The sequence below is a fragment of the Pseudomonas sp. J380 genome (assembly GCF_009827115.1).
In the GTDB taxonomy this organism is placed as follows: domain Bacteria; phylum Pseudomonadota; class Gammaproteobacteria; order Pseudomonadales; family Pseudomonadaceae; genus Aquipseudomonas; species Aquipseudomonas paracarnis.
The window spans coordinates 2,142,440-2,157,513 of sequence record NZ_CP043060.1; the positions used below are offsets into that span (position 1 = coordinate 2,142,440).

Consider the following 15,074-nt stretch of genomic DNA (forward strand, 5'->3'; position numbering starts at 1 on the left):
CGCCTGAGGTAAATAACCGTCTCGTGCGACCTTAATTGGCGCTCACCATTCTCAAGCCATCGCCCCCTAGCGGGCGCGGTGGCTATGCTTTCAAGGAATCAGAATGCCCCAACGTCAAGTCATCAACGCCTCCGTCAGCCCCAAGGGCAGCCTCGAAACCCTGTCCCAACGTGAAGTGCAGCAACTGAGCGAAGCCGGTACCGGCAGCATCTACACCCTGTTCCGCCAATGCGCCCTGGCGATTCTCAATACCGGCGCGCATATCGACAACGCCAAGACCATCCTCGACGCCTACAAAGACTTTGAAGTGCGTATTCACCAGCAGGACCGCGGCGTACGCCTGGAACTACTCAACGCCCCCGCCGATGCCTTCGTCGATGGCGAAATGATTGCCAGCACCCGCGAAATGCTGTTCAGCGCCCTGCGCGACATCGTCTACACCGAGAACGAGCTGGATAGCCAGCGTATCGACCTGAGCAACTCCCAAGGCATCACCGATTACGTGTTCCACCTGCTGCGTAACGCCCGTACGCTGCGCCCGGGTGTCGAGCCGAAGATCGTGGTGTGCTGGGGCGGCCATTCGATCAACACCGAAGAATACAAATACACCAAGAAAGTCGGGCACGAACTGGGCCTGCGCAGCCTCGACGTGTGCACCGGTTGCGGCCCCGGCGTGATGAAAGGCCCGATGAAGGGCGCAACCATTTCCCACGCCAAGCAGCGCATCACCAATGGCCGTTACCTGGGCTTGACCGAACCAGGCATCATCGCTGCCGAAGCGCCGAACCCCATCGTCAACGAGCTGGTGATTTTGCCGGACATCGAAAAGCGCCTGGAAGCCTTCGTGCGTGTGGGCCACGGCATCATCATCTTCCCCGGCGGCGCAGGCACGGCCGAGGAGTTCCTGTACCTGCTCGGCATCCTCATGCACCCGGACAACCGCGACCTGCCGTTCCCGGTGGTGCTCACCGGGCCGAAACATGCCGCGCCTTACCTGGAACAATTGCACGCGTTCGTCGGCGCCACCTTGGGCGAAGCGGCGCAGAAGCATTACCAGATCATCATCGACGACCCGGCTGAAGTGGCCCGCCAGATGACCACCGGCCTCAAGGCGGTGAAGCAATTCCGCCGCGAGCGTAACGACGCGTTCCACTTCAACTGGCTGCTGAAGATCGACGAAGGCTTCCAGCGCCCGTTCGACCCCACCCACGAAAACATGGCCAGCCTGCAACTCAACCACGCGCTGCCGGCCCATGAACTGGCGGCCAACCTGCGCCGTGCGTTCTCGGGGATCGTGGCGGGTAACGTCAAAGACAAGGGTATTCGCCTGATCGAGGAGAACGGCCCGTATGAGATTCACGGCGACCCGGCGATCATGAAACCGTTGGATGAATTGTTGAAGGCGTTCGTGGCCCAGCACCGCATGAAACTGCCGGGCGGAGCCGCGTATGTGCCGTGCTATCGCGTGGTGCAATAAGCCAGCGGCGGTCGGTCATAGTTTGTATTCGTTTGGGACATAGCAACGCGTGTGAGGAACAAGAGTTCGGACTAGGGTTTTACTATTCCGACTCATTCACCTCAGCGAGCGACCTATGGACCAACGGATATTGTCCTCCGTCATTCCTTACCTTAAGGTAAGGAATATCACGATGGAGATCTTCACTATGGCCACCGCCACACTCACTTCAAAAGGGCAAATCACCATCCCAGTCCAGGTCAGGACAGCCCTGGGCCTGGAAACAGGCGACCGGGTGGAATTCGTCGAAATGGAAGACGGCAAGTTTTCCATGATTGCCGCGAGCAAAACCGTCAAGGACCTCAAGGGTTTGATCCGCAAGCCTGCCCATGCCGTGTCTATCGAAGACATGAACCGCGCCATCGCGGCCCAGGGAGCAACAGCTGGATGATCGGCCTGGATACCAACGTGCTGGTGCGTTACGTGACCCAGGACGACCCGGTTCAATCAGCCAAGGCGTCCCAGCTCATCGAATCGCTCACCGCCACCTCGCCAGGCTTTGTCAGTCTGGTGACGCTTACGGAGCTGGTGTGGGTGTTGCAGTCCTGCTACCAGTCGGCCAAAAGCGAGGTGGTGATGGTGTTGGAAACCTTGTTGCACACGCGGGAACTGACCGTCGAGCACGCCGATATCATCTGGCAGGCATTGCGCAAGTTCAGCGCAGGCAAAGCCGACTTTGCCGACTGCCTGGTTGAACGCTGTGGCCATGCGGCGGGATGCGAGTACACCGCCACCTTTGATCTGAACGCGGCCAAGGCAGCGGGAATGAAACGGCTCGGCTAGCCCGCTTTGTTTGTGTAGGAGCGAGCTTGCTCCCGAAAAAATCACAGGCACCGCGTGCAACCTGAATGCCCGCGTAACCGTTGACGTTTTTCGTGAGCAAGCTCACTCCTACAGAGAAGGAGGTTAGGTCAGCGTATCCAGCCGCCGATCTGCCAGTGGTAGCCATCATTACGCTGCACCCAGTGCGGGTGTACATAACGATAGCCCTGGCGCACCGGCTCCCAATGGCCGTGCACCGCCACATAGCGCCCGCCTTCCCAACGCCAGTAACCGCGTGACCAGATATAACCCTCGCGTACCGCCGGTTCGACTTCTATCACCTGCACCGGAGGCGGCTGCGGCGCCACCACCTCAACATACTCACGTTGCACCGGCCTGCGTTCATGTACTACACGCTCTTGTACACACCCGGACGCCGCCACCACCATGGCGGCCAATGCTGCATAACGTAACAACATACAAAACCCTCGGGCGCGAACGCCCTGCACCTGCATCAGAAAGTAATCCGCCTTTATTCCAGCCGGGCTCCTGCATGGGCTTTGATTATTTTTAACAGGAAATGTCTGTCAGATTGCTGAACCCACCGGCCTCAAGTCGAACGGACACTGCTGGCGCTGCATCTGCATGAACAGGTGAGAGAGCTCGCGCGTTTAAACCGAGCCAAAACGTTGTAATACGGCGTCGACAAACCGCCGCAACTTAGCCGTGCGCTGCCGATTCGCGGTGTAGACCAAATGCATTGATCGACTTGGCGCGTCAAAGTCCGGCAGCACCCGCACTAACTGGCCCTCGGCCAGTGCCCTGCGCAAGAAGTCTTCAGGGCCGAGCACGATACCGAAACCATCCAGCGCCGCCGACATCAGCGCCCTGCTTTCGTTGATCTGCAAACGGCTGCTTACCTGCACCCTGTGCGGGACCGCACCTTGGTAAAACACCCATTCACGATCTGCCGGGCGTGACCAGAAGGCATAGCCCAGGCATTCGTGATGCTCAAGGTCTGCCGGCGTCATCGGTGTGCCCCGCGCCTGCAAATAGGCCGGTGCCGCACAGACAACCAGGCGATACGGCGCCAGCGGCCGGGCGGTCAGGCCAGTGGTCCCCAAGGGGCCGATACGAAAGGCCGCCTCATAGCCCTCCTCTACCAGGTCGACGAAACGATCCGTAAGGTGCAGATCGATTTGCACATCCGGGTTGTCACGCAAGAATCCGGTGATCAACGGCATCAGGCTGTAGGAGCCGAACGTCACCGGAGCGGTGATTTTCAGCTTGCCACGCGGGGTGTCGTTCATGATTTGCGCAAGGGAATCCGCCGCCTTAGTCTCCGTCAGGATGTGCTTGCAACGTTCGTAGTAAGCGCTCCCCAACTCCGTAAGGCTTTGCCTTCGCGTAGTACGGTTAAGCAAGCGCGCGCCCAAGCGTTGTTCCAAGGCGGTGACATGCTTGGCCACCATTTGCGGTGACATATTCAAGCGCTCAGCGGCACGCACGTAGGAACCGAGCTCAGCAGCCATCACAAAGGCATTCATGCTTGATAAACGATCCATCATTCCCTACCCCTAGTAACAACAGCCGCGCCACAACTGCGATTTATCACCAAATGGTTGCCAATCATCATAGCCACTTCGTACTTCCATCGGAGCAAGCACATGAAGATTGGCGTAATTGGAGCAGGTTTCATTGGGCGTGCTGTGGCACAACTGGCCTTGGCCGCCGGGCATGAGGTGATGCTGAGCAATTCCCGCGGCCCGCACACCATGAGCAGCGTGGTAAGCGGCATACTCGGTGTGCAAGTTGGCAGCGCAGACGATGCCGCACGGTTCGGCGATGTGGTGCTAGTGGCGATTCCCTTTCAACACTACCGCAGCGTGCCCGCGCAATGGCTGGAGGGTAAAACGGTGATGGATGCCAACAATTACTACCCCGACCGCGATGGGCATATCCCAGAGCTGGACCGCTTTGAAACGACTACCAGCCGCTTGCTGGCCGACCATTTGACACATTCACACGTGGTGAAAGTGTTTAACGCGATCTTCGCCCCCGACCTGACGCAAGACGCCCGCCCTCACGGTGCACCTGATCGGCGGGCGCTGCCCGTCGCGGCGGATGACGCCACCGCGAAGGCCGTCGTGACCCAGCTGCTCGATGAGTTGGGGTTCGATGCCGTCGACGCTGGTGAGCTGGATGAAAGCTGGCGATTCGAGCGGGCCAAACCGGCGTACTGCGTGCGCCTGGACCAGGCTGGCTTGAAGGCTGCGCTGGCGGCGGCCGAGCGTGCGGTTGAGCTGCCCCCGGTGGAGCGACACCCGCCGCTCTCCTGAACATTTCCCCACAAAAAAGCCCGCTGACCGTCACCGGTTCAGCGGGCTTTTTCGTGGGTGAGGCTTACAGCGCCAGGTCAGAAACCGGCTTGCTTGGCTCAGCCGCAGGCTTGGCAGCCTCGGTAGCCTGTGGAGCGGCCAATTGCGGGATCGCTGGCGGTGGTGTCAGTTGCAGCACACCGGCAGTGTAGGCCCATTCCTTGGCAACCGCTTCAGGGCTGTCGTTCAGCTTGGTGCCGTAGCTTGGCACGATCTGGTGCAGTTTTTCCTGCCAGGCCGGGCTTGCTACCTTGTCCTTGAACACTTTTTGCAGCACGGTCAGCATGATCGGAGCCGCGGTGGACGCGCCTGGCGATGCACCCAACAGGCCTGCGATGGTGTTGTCGGCAGAGCTGACCACTTCGGTACCCAGCTTCAGCACGCCGCCTTGCTCTTCATCACGCTTGATGATCTGCACGCGCTGGCCGGCTTGCCACAGGCGCCAGTCGGACTGCTTGGCGTTCGGGAAGTACTCTTGCAGCGCCTTGAAACGGTCATCATCAGACAGCATCAGTTGGCCGGCGAGGTACTCGACCAGTGGGTATTCACGAATACCAACTTTGGTCATAGGCCAGATGTTGTGGGTGGTGGTGCTGGTCAGCAGGTCCAGGTACGAGCCTTCTTTCAGGAACTTGGTCGAGAAGGTGGCGAATGGGCCAAACAGAATCACACGCTTGCCATCCAGCACGCGGGTGTCCAGGTGCGGAACCGACATCGGTGGCGAACCTACCGAAGCCTTACCGTAGGCCTTGGCCAGGTGCTGCTCGGCGATGGTCGGGTTCTCGGTCACCAGGAACGAACCACCGACTGGGAAGCCTGCGTATTCCTTGCCTTCAGGAATGCCCGACTTCTGCAGCAAGTGCAGGGCACCGCCGCCGGCGCCGATGAACACGAACTTGGCGTCGGTTTCAGTCTTGGTGCCGTCTTTGAGGTTTTTGTAGCTCACACGCCACGAACCGTCGGCGTTCTTAGTGATGTCCTGCACTTCGCTCGACAGCTTCAAGTCAAACTTCGGCGTAGTTTGCAGGTGAGCGACGAACTGGCGGGTGATCTCGCCGAAGTTAACGTCGGTACCGATCGGGCTCCAGGTGGCCGCGATTTTCTGGCTCGGGTCACGCCCTTCCATCATCAACGGAACCCACTTGGCGATCTGCGCCGGGTCTTCGGAGTACTGCATGCCGGCGAACAGCGGGCTGGCCTTCAGGGCTTCGTAGCGTTTTTTCAGGAACTTGATGTTGTCATCGCCCCACACAAAGCTCATGTGCGGAGTGGAGTTGATGAACGAACGCGGGTTCTTCAACACGCCCTGCTGAACCTGCCAGGACCAGAACTGACGGGAGATCTGGAACGCTTCGTTGATCTCGACCGCTTTCGGGATCTCAACGTTGCCGTTCTTGTCTTCCGGGGTGTAATTCAGCTCAGCCAGGGCCGAGTGACCGGTACCGGCGTTGTTCCAGCCGTTGGAGCTTTCTTCGGCCACGCCATCGAGGCGCTCGACCATCTCCATGGACCAGTCCGGCTCCAGCTCATTGAGCCAGACACCCAAGGTTGCACTCATGATGCCGCCGCCGATCAGCAGCACATCGACTTTCTTTGCCTCTTCCGCGTGAACGGACGTGATCCCCATCGACAAAGCCAGCCCCAGCAGGGCAGTGTTTACTTTTTTAAACATCAGTAGCACCTATGATAAAACGCCATCCGCCCTACCGCCCCCGATCATGAGTAACCCTCGTTCACGCTACGTCAGGCAACGTACCGCGGGGTCTGCACAGTCACATAAAGGCTGCAGGGTGGGCACACAAGGCCGATGGATCGACCTCACTGTTATGTCCCTTCTGCGCTGACTTCTTATCATTATTGGCTTCAGCTACCTGGGCGACAGCCAACCGCTGGGACGTATACGGGTGTACGCACCAGGGAAAGACTAGCCCAAGACGGCGCGCAGAATATCACGCTAAACAGCGTTTATGCGCCGTTTGGCCAATTGACAGGCCTAAATCGCGGCTTTTAATGCGCCCCTGTCAAGCCTGGCAGCCGCGACCTGCGGTCACAGGCGTGGAACTCTGCCGAAAATGGCGGTTCTAGACACCTTCGTCGCGGCTTGCGTAGCATCGGCGACTGTCCTTCGTGCACACCTTTCACACAGAGTTACCCATGACTATCCAGCAATCATCCGGGCAGGTACTGCCCGCGCGCAGCGCCGCCAAAATGGAAGCGGCCATGGCCGTGGGCGCCTTCGCGATCGGCACCGGCGAATTCGCCATCATGGGCCTGATGCCCGACATCGCCCAGAACCTGGGCCTGAGCGAACCCCAGGTCGGCCACGCCATCAGCGCCTACGCCCTGGGCGTGATGGTCGGCGCCCCACTGCTGGCCATCCTCGGCGCCAAGTTGCTGCGCAAACACATGCTGCTGTTGCTGATGGGCCTGTACGCCCTGGGCAACTTCGCCACCGCCTTCACCCCGACCTTCGGCTCGCTGGTGGCCTTCCGCTTTATCAGCGGCCTGCCCCACGGCGCCTACTTCGGCATCGCCGCCGTGGTCGCCTCCAGCATGGTGCCCACCGACAAACGCGCCGGCGCCGTGGCCCGCGTAATGATGGGCCTGACCCTGGCCATGCTGCTCGGCAACCCCATTGCCACCTTCCTCGGCCAACACCTGGGCTGGCGCTCGGCGTTCGCTCTGGTCAGCGTGATCGCCCTGCTCACCATCGCCCTGGTCTGGCAATTCGTGCCCCACCGCCACGACGAACAACGCAGCGACCCGCGCAAGGAACTGCGCGCCTTCACCAAACCCCAGGTCTGGATGGCCCTGTCCATCGGCGCAATTGGCTTTGCCGGCATGTTCTGCGTATTCAGCTACCTGGCGCCGACCATGCTGGAAGTGACCAAAGTCTCGCCGCAGTGGATCCCCTTCGGCCTCGCGGCATTTGGCGTGGGCGGCATCATCGGCAACATTGCCGGTGGCAAGCTGTTTGATCGCATGCAGTTTCGGGCGGTGGGTTTGATATTGGTATGGTCGATGGCGGTGTTGTTGTTCTTCCCCTTCGCTGCGTCTTCGCTGTGGAGCGTGCTGCTGAGCATGGGGCTGGTGGGCACCATGGTCGCATTGGCGGCGCCGTTGCAGATTCGCCTGATGGACATTGCCCACGAAGCACCGAGCCTCGCGGCAGCATCCAACCATGCGGCGTTCAACCTGGCAAATGCGCTGGGCCCGTGGTTTGGCGGTATGGCCATTACTGCCTGCCTAGGCTGGACCAGCACCGGCTACATCGGCGCCGCGACCGCCCTGGTGGGCCTGGGTCTCTACCTGATCGCCCGGCGGATGAAAGGCGGCCACTAACGCCCTACTGGATCAAACTGTAGGTGGGGCTTCCAGTTGTAGGAGCGAGCTTGCTCGCGAAAAACTCACCGGCACCGCGTTCACTCAGGAAGCCCGCGTTATCGTTGACGTTTTTCGCGAGCAAGCTCGCTCCTACAGAAGGCGATGACGCTTAACTGGCAGGCATTAGTGCTTGCCCCCCACCCCATCAATCATCATGCAACAACCCCGAACCATACTCCCCATAACTACTCCCCAGCCCACTGCCACCAAAATTCATCTTCGCGGCTTTGTTGGGGCTATGGTCGCCAAATGCCTGGCACCCGCCTGAAAAGCACGGGTCGCTGTTGGTCACGCTCGATGAAGATGAACAAGCGCTTAACAACAACGTGCCGGTGATCATCACGACTTTGACGAGGTTCGAGATCATGGTTTCAGTTCCCTATGGGCTGGAGGCGCTGGGGTCCTCTCTCAGTAGGGGATCGTAGACCTTAACAGCGCAGGGAATTATGAAACTTTGCTGGGTGACAGCATGAGTTCAGGTTGCCGCCTTAGGGCAAGGCGGCAGGGTTGGTTGTCAGGCTTTGACTGGGGCCGTTACAGGCGCAACCTGCTCCTGGGCTCGGTCAACGAGTAGCGAACTCAACTCGATTAACTGCTGAATGCCCAGGGCGATGGCGCGTTGGGAGTCGTCGAGGTCGAACGCCAAGGTGGCGGCCATTTCGTTGGCGGATGCGAGGTTTTCGGCGGCATTGGCCAGGAGGGTTTCGGGGTCGATGGTCGGGTTTACGAGGAATAGGTTGTTGCTTGGGAGTTCAACAGGCGCAGCGTCGTCGGATGGGGGCAAGTGATGATGGATTGCTCGCTGGGCTGCGGCTTGAAGCTTGGCATCCACGGACGATGCGGTTTGATCAGTTGAAGAACTGTTTGTGTTGTTGTGCATGGGCGAAGCTCCAAATATTTTCGGGAGTTAAAACGCCTTAGCAGTTCGGACTTCCACCTCCGGCCACTGGGTTTACATACAGCAGCTTGAGAAGGTTAGCGGTGGTAGGTCTGACAGGCAAGCCGAGAAAAGTGTCGGAAGGTTCCTATGGAATATCATAGTCTGGCTTTGCCATATGTACTGCCGTAAAGATCTTCAAAAATAAAGCTCTGAACACTTCACTCCGACGCCAAGCGCTGTCATATTGGCATCAAATCCAAGGAGCCGAACATGTTGAACCAGGATACCGAATACGAAAAACTAACGAGAGAGGTATACGAAGAAATCCTTAGAACTGATGGATTCGATACAATCTTAGTAAAACACAATGTAAACCTCGCTGGAAAATCGACACAAAAGCATCAGCTAGATGTTTATTGGGAATTCAAAGTCGCAGGACTGGTTCATCGCGTTGCCGTTGAGTGTAAAAACTATACATCTACAATAACGGTTGGCAAGGTGAGAGATTTCGCAGCAGCTCTTGATGATATAGGTAATATACAAGGAATATTCATAACAAAAACCGGATATCAAAAAGGTGCAAAGGTATTCGCAGACCATAAAGGCATAGCATTGAAAATGCTTAGAGAACCTACAGCCGAAGATCTAGAATTAGCACTTGGCATTAAAACCATACATACTGCAGGCACAATGTACTATTTAGATAATGTGCGCCCAGCATTAAAATTTGATCTCAACTGGATTGAATCAAATACAACACTGAGAGAAGGTGACTCCATCGAAATATCAGGAATGACGGATAAAATCACAATAGTTGATGAATCCGGCAACATTATCGTTAAATGGTCCAAACTGCAAAATGAACTCGCAGAAAACTCAGGAAAATTTGAAGAGTTTGAAAACCGCATAAAGGTATATAACTTTACGAACCACTATATAATCTGGCCAGACTGTACACACGGCAAGTTAAAGCTAGAAAAAATCGCCTTCAAATATAATATACGCGCCATCAAAACAACATCAAGGTTCGAAGGAAAAATCGCAGCAAAGGCTGTATTGAAAGACATAAAGACAGGCGAAATACATCTTCACCAAAGAAAAGTGACAGTCGAGTCCCATACAGAGCGGGAAGACTCATCCAAAAGTACTTTGAGAGGGGGACATCTGAGTCAGACTACAATACCTCCCACAGTGGACTTAGAGAAGAAAAACGAATGAGTCACGACCTGCTGATTCAACCCAGCGCTCCACGGTGTAAGATGCACCCACAAGCTCTTAGACACTTGTCCTACACAGTTAATTACTTAAATGATTTCGCGCTATAATTCCGAGGACTTTAGATTAACTAACTGCTCACGCGGGACATTAGTAGAAAACTCACTCACAACTAAATAGTCGAAATAAAAGCTCAGGAACCCTCAAGAATTTCACGTCTTTCCCGCACCACGAAACCCTTCAAATTTTTCAAGCACAACTCAGCTTCAACAGTAGGAATAAGTTTTTTAAACTCTACGTGATACTTCTTAATCACTGCATTGCTAACGGCAACATAATTCTGTAGTTTTTCATATTCACTCTCCACAGAGCGATACAGCTCTTCAACGCGGCAAAAGGTCCTTGCAGCATCAACACCTTTTGCTATCAAACCATCTAAGTGACCAGACAATTCACTATCAAAATAAACATCTACAACCCCCAAAACCACACGAAGCTCAACTTCAACCTCTTTACACTTAAAATACCACTCCAACGATTTCTCTCTAGTTGACTCATACTCAACTCGATAGCTCTCTTTTACCCCTTCAAAAAAAGCCTCTTCCTTAGCTTCAATATAAAGAAAAATGGCCTCATTAACACCCGACGACAAGTGCGCGATATGATAATTCTCAATTTGCTCCACGTACTTATAAATAAGAGAAATTGCAGTCTTGTAGGTATCAAGCCTAAGATCAAACTCTTCCTTCAGCCACACCTCACGCTGCTGCCCCTTCCAAATTAAGTTCTTATAACCTTCCAAATCAACAAGATATTGCGTCCTCACGCGCTCAACTTGATGAGTAATACCTGCAACATCTTCTTTCGTAGCGAGATTTTCACCTTTCTTTTTGATATAACCGGGCAAATAAAACTTAAACAATAAAAACTGAAATACAACAAATACCAAGAAAACCAGCCCTAAAAACCTATTTAAAAAACCACTCAAAAACTCAATATAAATCACCACACCCCTCCAAAAAAACGCCTATTAAATTCTGTTCCGTAAAAATATACAGACAGTCCATCACCGATGGCTGTCATGACTCGGATATCCCTAAACCTTTCGGAAGACCTGTCCAACTCTGTCGCCAACTTGGCCAAAACCATCGTCAACCTGGAGCTGGGGTCCAAGCTGCCGGAGGATACCATTGAAGACCTGACGGAAGATAACAAGGGGGAATTCATTGGGGTCACCGCGTACTACCGCGACAGAGGGACCGGTAAAGGCAGTGAAAGCAGAGGTCAGAGCAAGCCTCGACGATTACGGTAGTTATATGCTATGGAGAAGACGGCGAAACGGGCAGTGGATCGAGAGTGGAACAGACTTGAGGTCAAAAATATCCAGGAAGGTTTGCCTTTAAAATAGCTAAAGTCACCTGCTCTGGACCACGAACCCAAATTTCATACGCCATCACCAACCCAGTAATTTGATTCGCAACGACTGCCTTATGGAGGTATTCGTAGCCCTGTACTCGGACGAAAAATCTAAGCATTTCATCGCTCAACGTAAAAAACTCATCGTGCTCTAAATCTAAAGCGTCTGAGGACTCAAGCAGCTTTCGATAGTAGAAGGCGATCTCGTCTTGGTCGTCCCCCCCTTGAGCACCTATCGGCAGCGTCATATCCGGCCGGCCGTTAAATCCTTCGTGTGCAACCTTGTGGCATTCGAAACACAGCGTAATTCCGTTGCCGAGTTCATATCGCGCCTGCGAAAACAAAGTCCGTCTAAAAACATGATGCGCTTGGACCCGATCGTCAGAATTACAGACGACACACTGGTGAGCATCTCTAGCTCTGACAAACCTACTCCAAAGCGCCAAACACCATCTGTCTGAGCGGTTGTTATCAATTGCTCTATATAGCCTATCTCTAAGCCTGATTAACTGTTCCTTGTCGATAACAGGAACTCCTGAACTACTCATCAGCCTCTCCTTGATTATCGTGGATTGATTGCGCCGGCCAGCTTAGTACCGCGTGGCTCCAACTCACGAAATATTCCTGTTGAAACAACACCAAAAGACAGCACAAACGGACAGATTTATTTATACCATCGCTGAGAAAAAGCTAATCACAAGACAGCAAAAAGCCGCGTCATCCGCGGCTTTTTTGCCTTAGGCCTTCAGTTCATCCGGTGTATGCGTCTTAAGCCAATCAGCCAAGGCGGCATTCATTCGCGTTTGCCAGCCTGGCCCAGAAGCCCTGAATCGCTCCAGCACGTCAGCATCAAAACGAACATTAACGTGCTCTTTAGTGGCTACCGACTTTGGCCGCCCGCGCTTGGGTTTGAGCATTTCCTTCGCCTGAGCTTTGCCAAACAATCCCACAAGCACCTCGCTGGCTGGCTTGGCCTTAGCAAAGTCTTCAGCCGACCACTCAGGGTTCGCTGTATCGACCTTCTCAGGGCTGGGTTTCTTGGTCATAATTTTTGACCTCCCGTTTGTTGGCTTTACGAAAGCTGATGACGTGGACCGCGTCCCCCCGTGGGGTGAACACTACGACATGCAGCCGATCCCCTATGTATCCCATCGCTCGATAACGACACTCACCGTAGTCGAATCGATCATCTTCCACGATCAAGGCCGTAGACCATTCAAAGTCCCGCACTAACGCAAACGGGAGTCCGCGTTCTTCAACGTTACGAGCGTCTTTGGCTGGGTCATAGGTAATATGCATGTGATTATCGTATCCACAATAAATCATCAACACAAGCTGCGCGTCGAAAGCCTACCGAGCATGCACTCGGGTTACCACCGATGATTGGCTGGCTGGGCTTGAGAACCCGCCAAGTACCTGACAAGCATCCCTGATAAACTGTGCCCCATTCGCCTCGCTGACTCAGATCCCCCATGTCCCTACAAACCGCCCCACTCTCCCGCCGCTTTTCAGTCGCCCCCATGATGGACTGGACCGACCGCCACTGCCGGTTCTTCCTACGCCTGCTCTCCAAACACGCCCTGCTCTACACCGAGATGGTCACCACCGGCGCTATCCTCCATGGCGATCACGACCGCTTCCTGCGCCACAACGAAGCCGAGCACCCGCTGGCGCTGCAGTTGGGCGGCAGTGTTCCGGCTGATCTGGCCGCCTGCGCTCGAATGGCCGAGGCCGCCGGTTACGACGAAGTGAACCTGAACGTCGGTTGCCCCAGCGACCGGGTGCAGAACAACATGATCGGCGCGATCCTCATGGCGCACCCTGCCCTTGTGGCGGACTGTGTGAAGGCCATGCGCGATGCGGTGTCGATTCCGGTGACGGTGAAGCACCGTATCGGCATCAATGGTCGGGACAGTTATGCCGAGTTGTGTGACTTCGTCGGGACGGTGAAGAACGCCGGTTGCACCAGTTTTACCGTGCATGCGCGGATTGCGATTCTGGAGGGGTTGTCGCCCAAGGAGAACCGGGACATTCCGCCGTTGCGTTATGACGTGGCGGCGCAGTTGAAGCGGGATTTTCCGGAGTTGGAGATTAATCTCAATGGTGGGATCAAGACGCTGGAGCAGTGCCAGGAGCATTTGCAGACGTTTGATGGGGTGATGCTGGGGCGGGAGGCTTATCACAATCCGTATCTGTTGGCGGAGGTGGACCAGCGGTTGTTTGGCAGTGAGGCGCCGGTGATTAGCCGGGCGGAGGCGTTGGCGCAGTTGCGGCCTTATATTGCTGAGCATTTGGCCAGTGGTGGGACGATGCATCACATTACTCGGCATGTGTTGGGGTTGGGCACGGGGTTTCCAGGGGCGCGCAAGTTCAGGCAGTTGTTGTCGGTGGATATTCATAAGGCGGCGGATCCGTTGGCGTTGCTGGATCAGGCGGGGACGTTGTTGGAGGGGCGGTGATTGGTCGAGTGTCAGGTAGATGCTCATTGGGCGTACCGACGTTATCGCAGGCAAGCCAGCTCCCACATTTTTGCCTGGTGAGTGTCAGGTAAGTGCTCACTGGGTGTACCGGCGCTATCGCAGGCCAGCTCCCACATATTTAGCGGTGATTGCAAGAGCGCGGCAGGTGCTGCCGGCCCTTGCTGCACTGTTGCTTAGTTTTCCGGCACTGTTCCTTTGGGCACCGTTACCCATTGGTCGGTGTCTCGGTTATACCTTTTCCAATCTTTATCGGTCCTGACTTTTCGGTAAAGCGTGTTGAATGTGGTGCCGCCGAGTATTTGAAATTGAACTTCACCGCCTGGCGTTTTGCAGTTAACCAACCCCAGAATGGGTGAGTTCGGGTTTACTTGCAGTGCATACACGGCGTCTCCAAAGGTTCCGGTGGTGGCGTAGTCCAGTGCAAAACTCACGAACTGACTTTTCGGGGTGTCGCTGGACTGTAAGGCGAGCAGTCGCATTGTCGTGTAGGTGGCACTGATAAAACCCAGCGCGTGTAGGTCAGGCCCATCGATGGCCCAGTATTTTTCGGGTGTACCACCGTCCCTGAGGTATTTGTCCAGGTCGTTCTGCGCTTTGGAGTAGATCACCCCGGCCTTGAGTTTCTGGACGTGCCAATTGTTGGTGTCCGCGCTCTCATACGCGCGGTACACCCAGGTGGCAGGCGCAGTCACTCTGGTATCGGTGATCTTGCCGCCGTAGGATGAGGTCAGTTCGTTTTCCTTTTCCAGGGTGCGGCTCCCCATGGGTTTACCTGCCTTGGCAGTGTCAATGATGCCACGCATTTCCTGGGTATCGTAACAACCGGCGCTGAGGGCCTGCTGTACCGTCACATCGGCAAATACCGTTGTTGAACAAATAAAACCCAGGGCGGCGAATAGTGTTGATATATTCCGTTTCATTACATCTCTCCTTTGCTTTCAAACTAACGAACCAGCAGATTTTAATGCACAGACGCACACACTTCGCCGCGGACAGTTATGTCATCAGAGTTTTTATCGGCCCAAGTTAGCGCTTGCCAGTCA

The 15,074-nt window shown here is 55.3% G+C and carries 17 protein-coding genes; 7 read left to right on the forward strand and 10 right to left on the reverse strand.

Annotated elements, in window-relative coordinates; genetic code table 11:
• Positions 1-103: 103 nt before the first annotated feature.
• From ppnN to FXO12_RS09525, 3 genes are all read left to right on the forward strand, one after another.
• Positions 104-1,477 (forward strand): nucleotide 5'-monophosphate nucleosidase PpnN, encoded by a 1,374-nt coding sequence (gene ppnN, locus FXO12_RS09515; protein WP_032892811.1) that lies wholly within the window; start codon positions 104-106, stop codon positions 1,475-1,477.
• Between the two features lie 172 nt (positions 1,478-1,649).
• On the forward strand, positions 1,650-1,907 hold the full coding sequence (locus tag FXO12_RS09520) for an AbrB/MazE/SpoVT family DNA-binding domain-containing protein (protein WP_032892812.1): 258 nt from the start codon (positions 1,650-1,652) through the stop codon (positions 1,905-1,907).
• Positions 1,904-2,299 carry a PIN domain-containing protein gene (locus FXO12_RS09525; protein ID WP_054898630.1) on the forward strand — a complete coding sequence of 132 codons (396 nt, stop codon included), beginning with the start codon at positions 1,904-1,906 and terminating at the stop codon, positions 2,297-2,299. The genes FXO12_RS09520 and FXO12_RS09525 overlap by 4 nt, the downstream gene beginning before the upstream one ends.
• 128 nt (positions 2,300-2,427) lie before the next feature.
• Here the strand turns inward: FXO12_RS09525 and FXO12_RS09530 are convergent, their stop codons facing one another.
• Positions 2,428-2,757 carry a YXWGXW repeat-containing protein gene (locus FXO12_RS09530; protein ID WP_034127032.1) on the reverse strand — a complete coding sequence of 110 codons (330 nt, stop codon included), beginning with the start codon at positions 2,755-2,757 and terminating at the stop codon, positions 2,428-2,430.
• Between the two features lie 192 nt (positions 2,758-2,949).
• Positions 2,950-3,846, reverse strand: a complete 897-nt coding sequence (locus FXO12_RS09535; protein ID WP_054898631.1) for a LysR family transcriptional regulator — start codon at positions 3,844-3,846, stop codon at positions 2,950-2,952.
• Positions 3,847-3,945: 99 nt separating this feature from the next.
• Between FXO12_RS09535 and FXO12_RS09540 the strand changes: the two genes are divergently transcribed.
• Positions 3,946-4,617 (forward strand): NADPH-dependent F420 reductase, encoded by a 672-nt coding sequence (locus FXO12_RS09540; RefSeq protein ID WP_034126667.1) that lies wholly within the window; start codon positions 3,946-3,948, stop codon positions 4,615-4,617.
• A 64-nt stretch (positions 4,618-4,681) separates the two neighbouring features.
• Here the strand turns inward: FXO12_RS09540 and mqo are convergent, their stop codons facing one another.
• Positions 4,682-6,328, reverse strand: a complete 1,647-nt coding sequence (gene mqo / locus FXO12_RS09545; protein ID WP_034126666.1) for a malate dehydrogenase (quinone) — start codon at positions 6,326-6,328, stop codon at positions 4,682-4,684.
• A 482-nt stretch (positions 6,329-6,810) separates the two neighbouring features.
• Between mqo and FXO12_RS09550 the strand changes: the two genes are divergently transcribed.
• A complete protein-coding gene (locus tag FXO12_RS09550) occupies positions 6,811-7,998 on the forward strand; it encodes an MFS transporter (RefSeq protein WP_160049607.1) in 1,188 nt (395 codons plus the stop codon).
• Between the two features lie 187 nt (positions 7,999-8,185).
• On the opposite strand, the gene FXO12_RS09555 is transcribed toward FXO12_RS09550, so the two are convergent.
• Entirely contained in the window at positions 8,186-8,407 is a 222-nt protein-coding gene (locus FXO12_RS09555) for a hypothetical protein (protein ID WP_082631515.1), read from the reverse strand.
• A 147-nt stretch (positions 8,408-8,554) separates the two neighbouring features.
• Positions 8,555-8,920: a DUF6124 family protein gene (locus tag FXO12_RS09560; protein ID WP_054919819.1), complete on the reverse strand. Its 366-nt coding sequence runs from the start codon at positions 8,918-8,920 to the stop codon at positions 8,555-8,557.
• Positions 8,921-9,190: 270 nt separating this feature from the next.
• Between FXO12_RS09560 and FXO12_RS09565 the strand changes: the two genes are divergently transcribed.
• Positions 9,191-10,138: a restriction endonuclease gene (locus tag FXO12_RS09565; RefSeq protein ID WP_057975706.1), complete on the forward strand. Its 948-nt coding sequence runs from the start codon at positions 9,191-9,193 to the stop codon at positions 10,136-10,138.
• Between the two features lie 190 nt (positions 10,139-10,328).
• Here FXO12_RS09565 and FXO12_RS09570 read toward each other — a convergent pair whose 3' ends face one another.
• The 4 genes from FXO12_RS09570 to FXO12_RS09585 form a co-directional block, all read right to left on the reverse strand.
• A complete protein-coding gene (locus FXO12_RS09570; RefSeq protein ID WP_054919823.1) occupies positions 10,329-11,141 on the reverse strand; it encodes a hypothetical protein in 813 nt (270 codons plus the stop codon).
• A 367-nt stretch (positions 11,142-11,508) separates the two neighbouring features.
• Positions 11,509-12,099, reverse strand: a complete 591-nt coding sequence (locus FXO12_RS09575; RefSeq protein WP_125919845.1) for an HNH endonuclease — start codon at positions 12,097-12,099, stop codon at positions 11,509-11,511.
• 189 nt (positions 12,100-12,288) lie between these two features.
• Entirely contained in the window at positions 12,289-12,597 is a 309-nt protein-coding gene (locus FXO12_RS09580) for a BrnA antitoxin family protein (protein WP_054919831.1), read from the reverse strand.
• Entirely contained in the window at positions 12,575-12,877 is a 303-nt protein-coding gene (locus FXO12_RS09585; RefSeq protein WP_306109893.1) for a BrnT family toxin, read from the reverse strand. The genes FXO12_RS09580 and FXO12_RS09585 overlap by 23 nt, the downstream gene beginning before the upstream one ends.
• 146 nt (positions 12,878-13,023) lie before the next feature.
• On the opposite strand from FXO12_RS09585, the gene dusA reads away from it, so the two are divergent.
• Positions 13,024-14,010 carry a tRNA dihydrouridine(20/20a) synthase DusA gene (gene dusA, locus FXO12_RS09590; RefSeq protein ID WP_057975704.1) on the forward strand — a complete coding sequence of 329 codons (987 nt, stop codon included), beginning with the start codon at positions 13,024-13,026 and terminating at the stop codon, positions 14,008-14,010.
• Between the two features lie 194 nt (positions 14,011-14,204).
• On the opposite strand, the gene FXO12_RS09595 is transcribed toward dusA, so the two are convergent.
• Entirely contained in the window at positions 14,205-14,951 is a 747-nt protein-coding gene (locus FXO12_RS09595; protein WP_057975703.1) for a hypothetical protein, read from the reverse strand.
• Positions 14,952-15,074 lie beyond the last annotated feature (123 nt).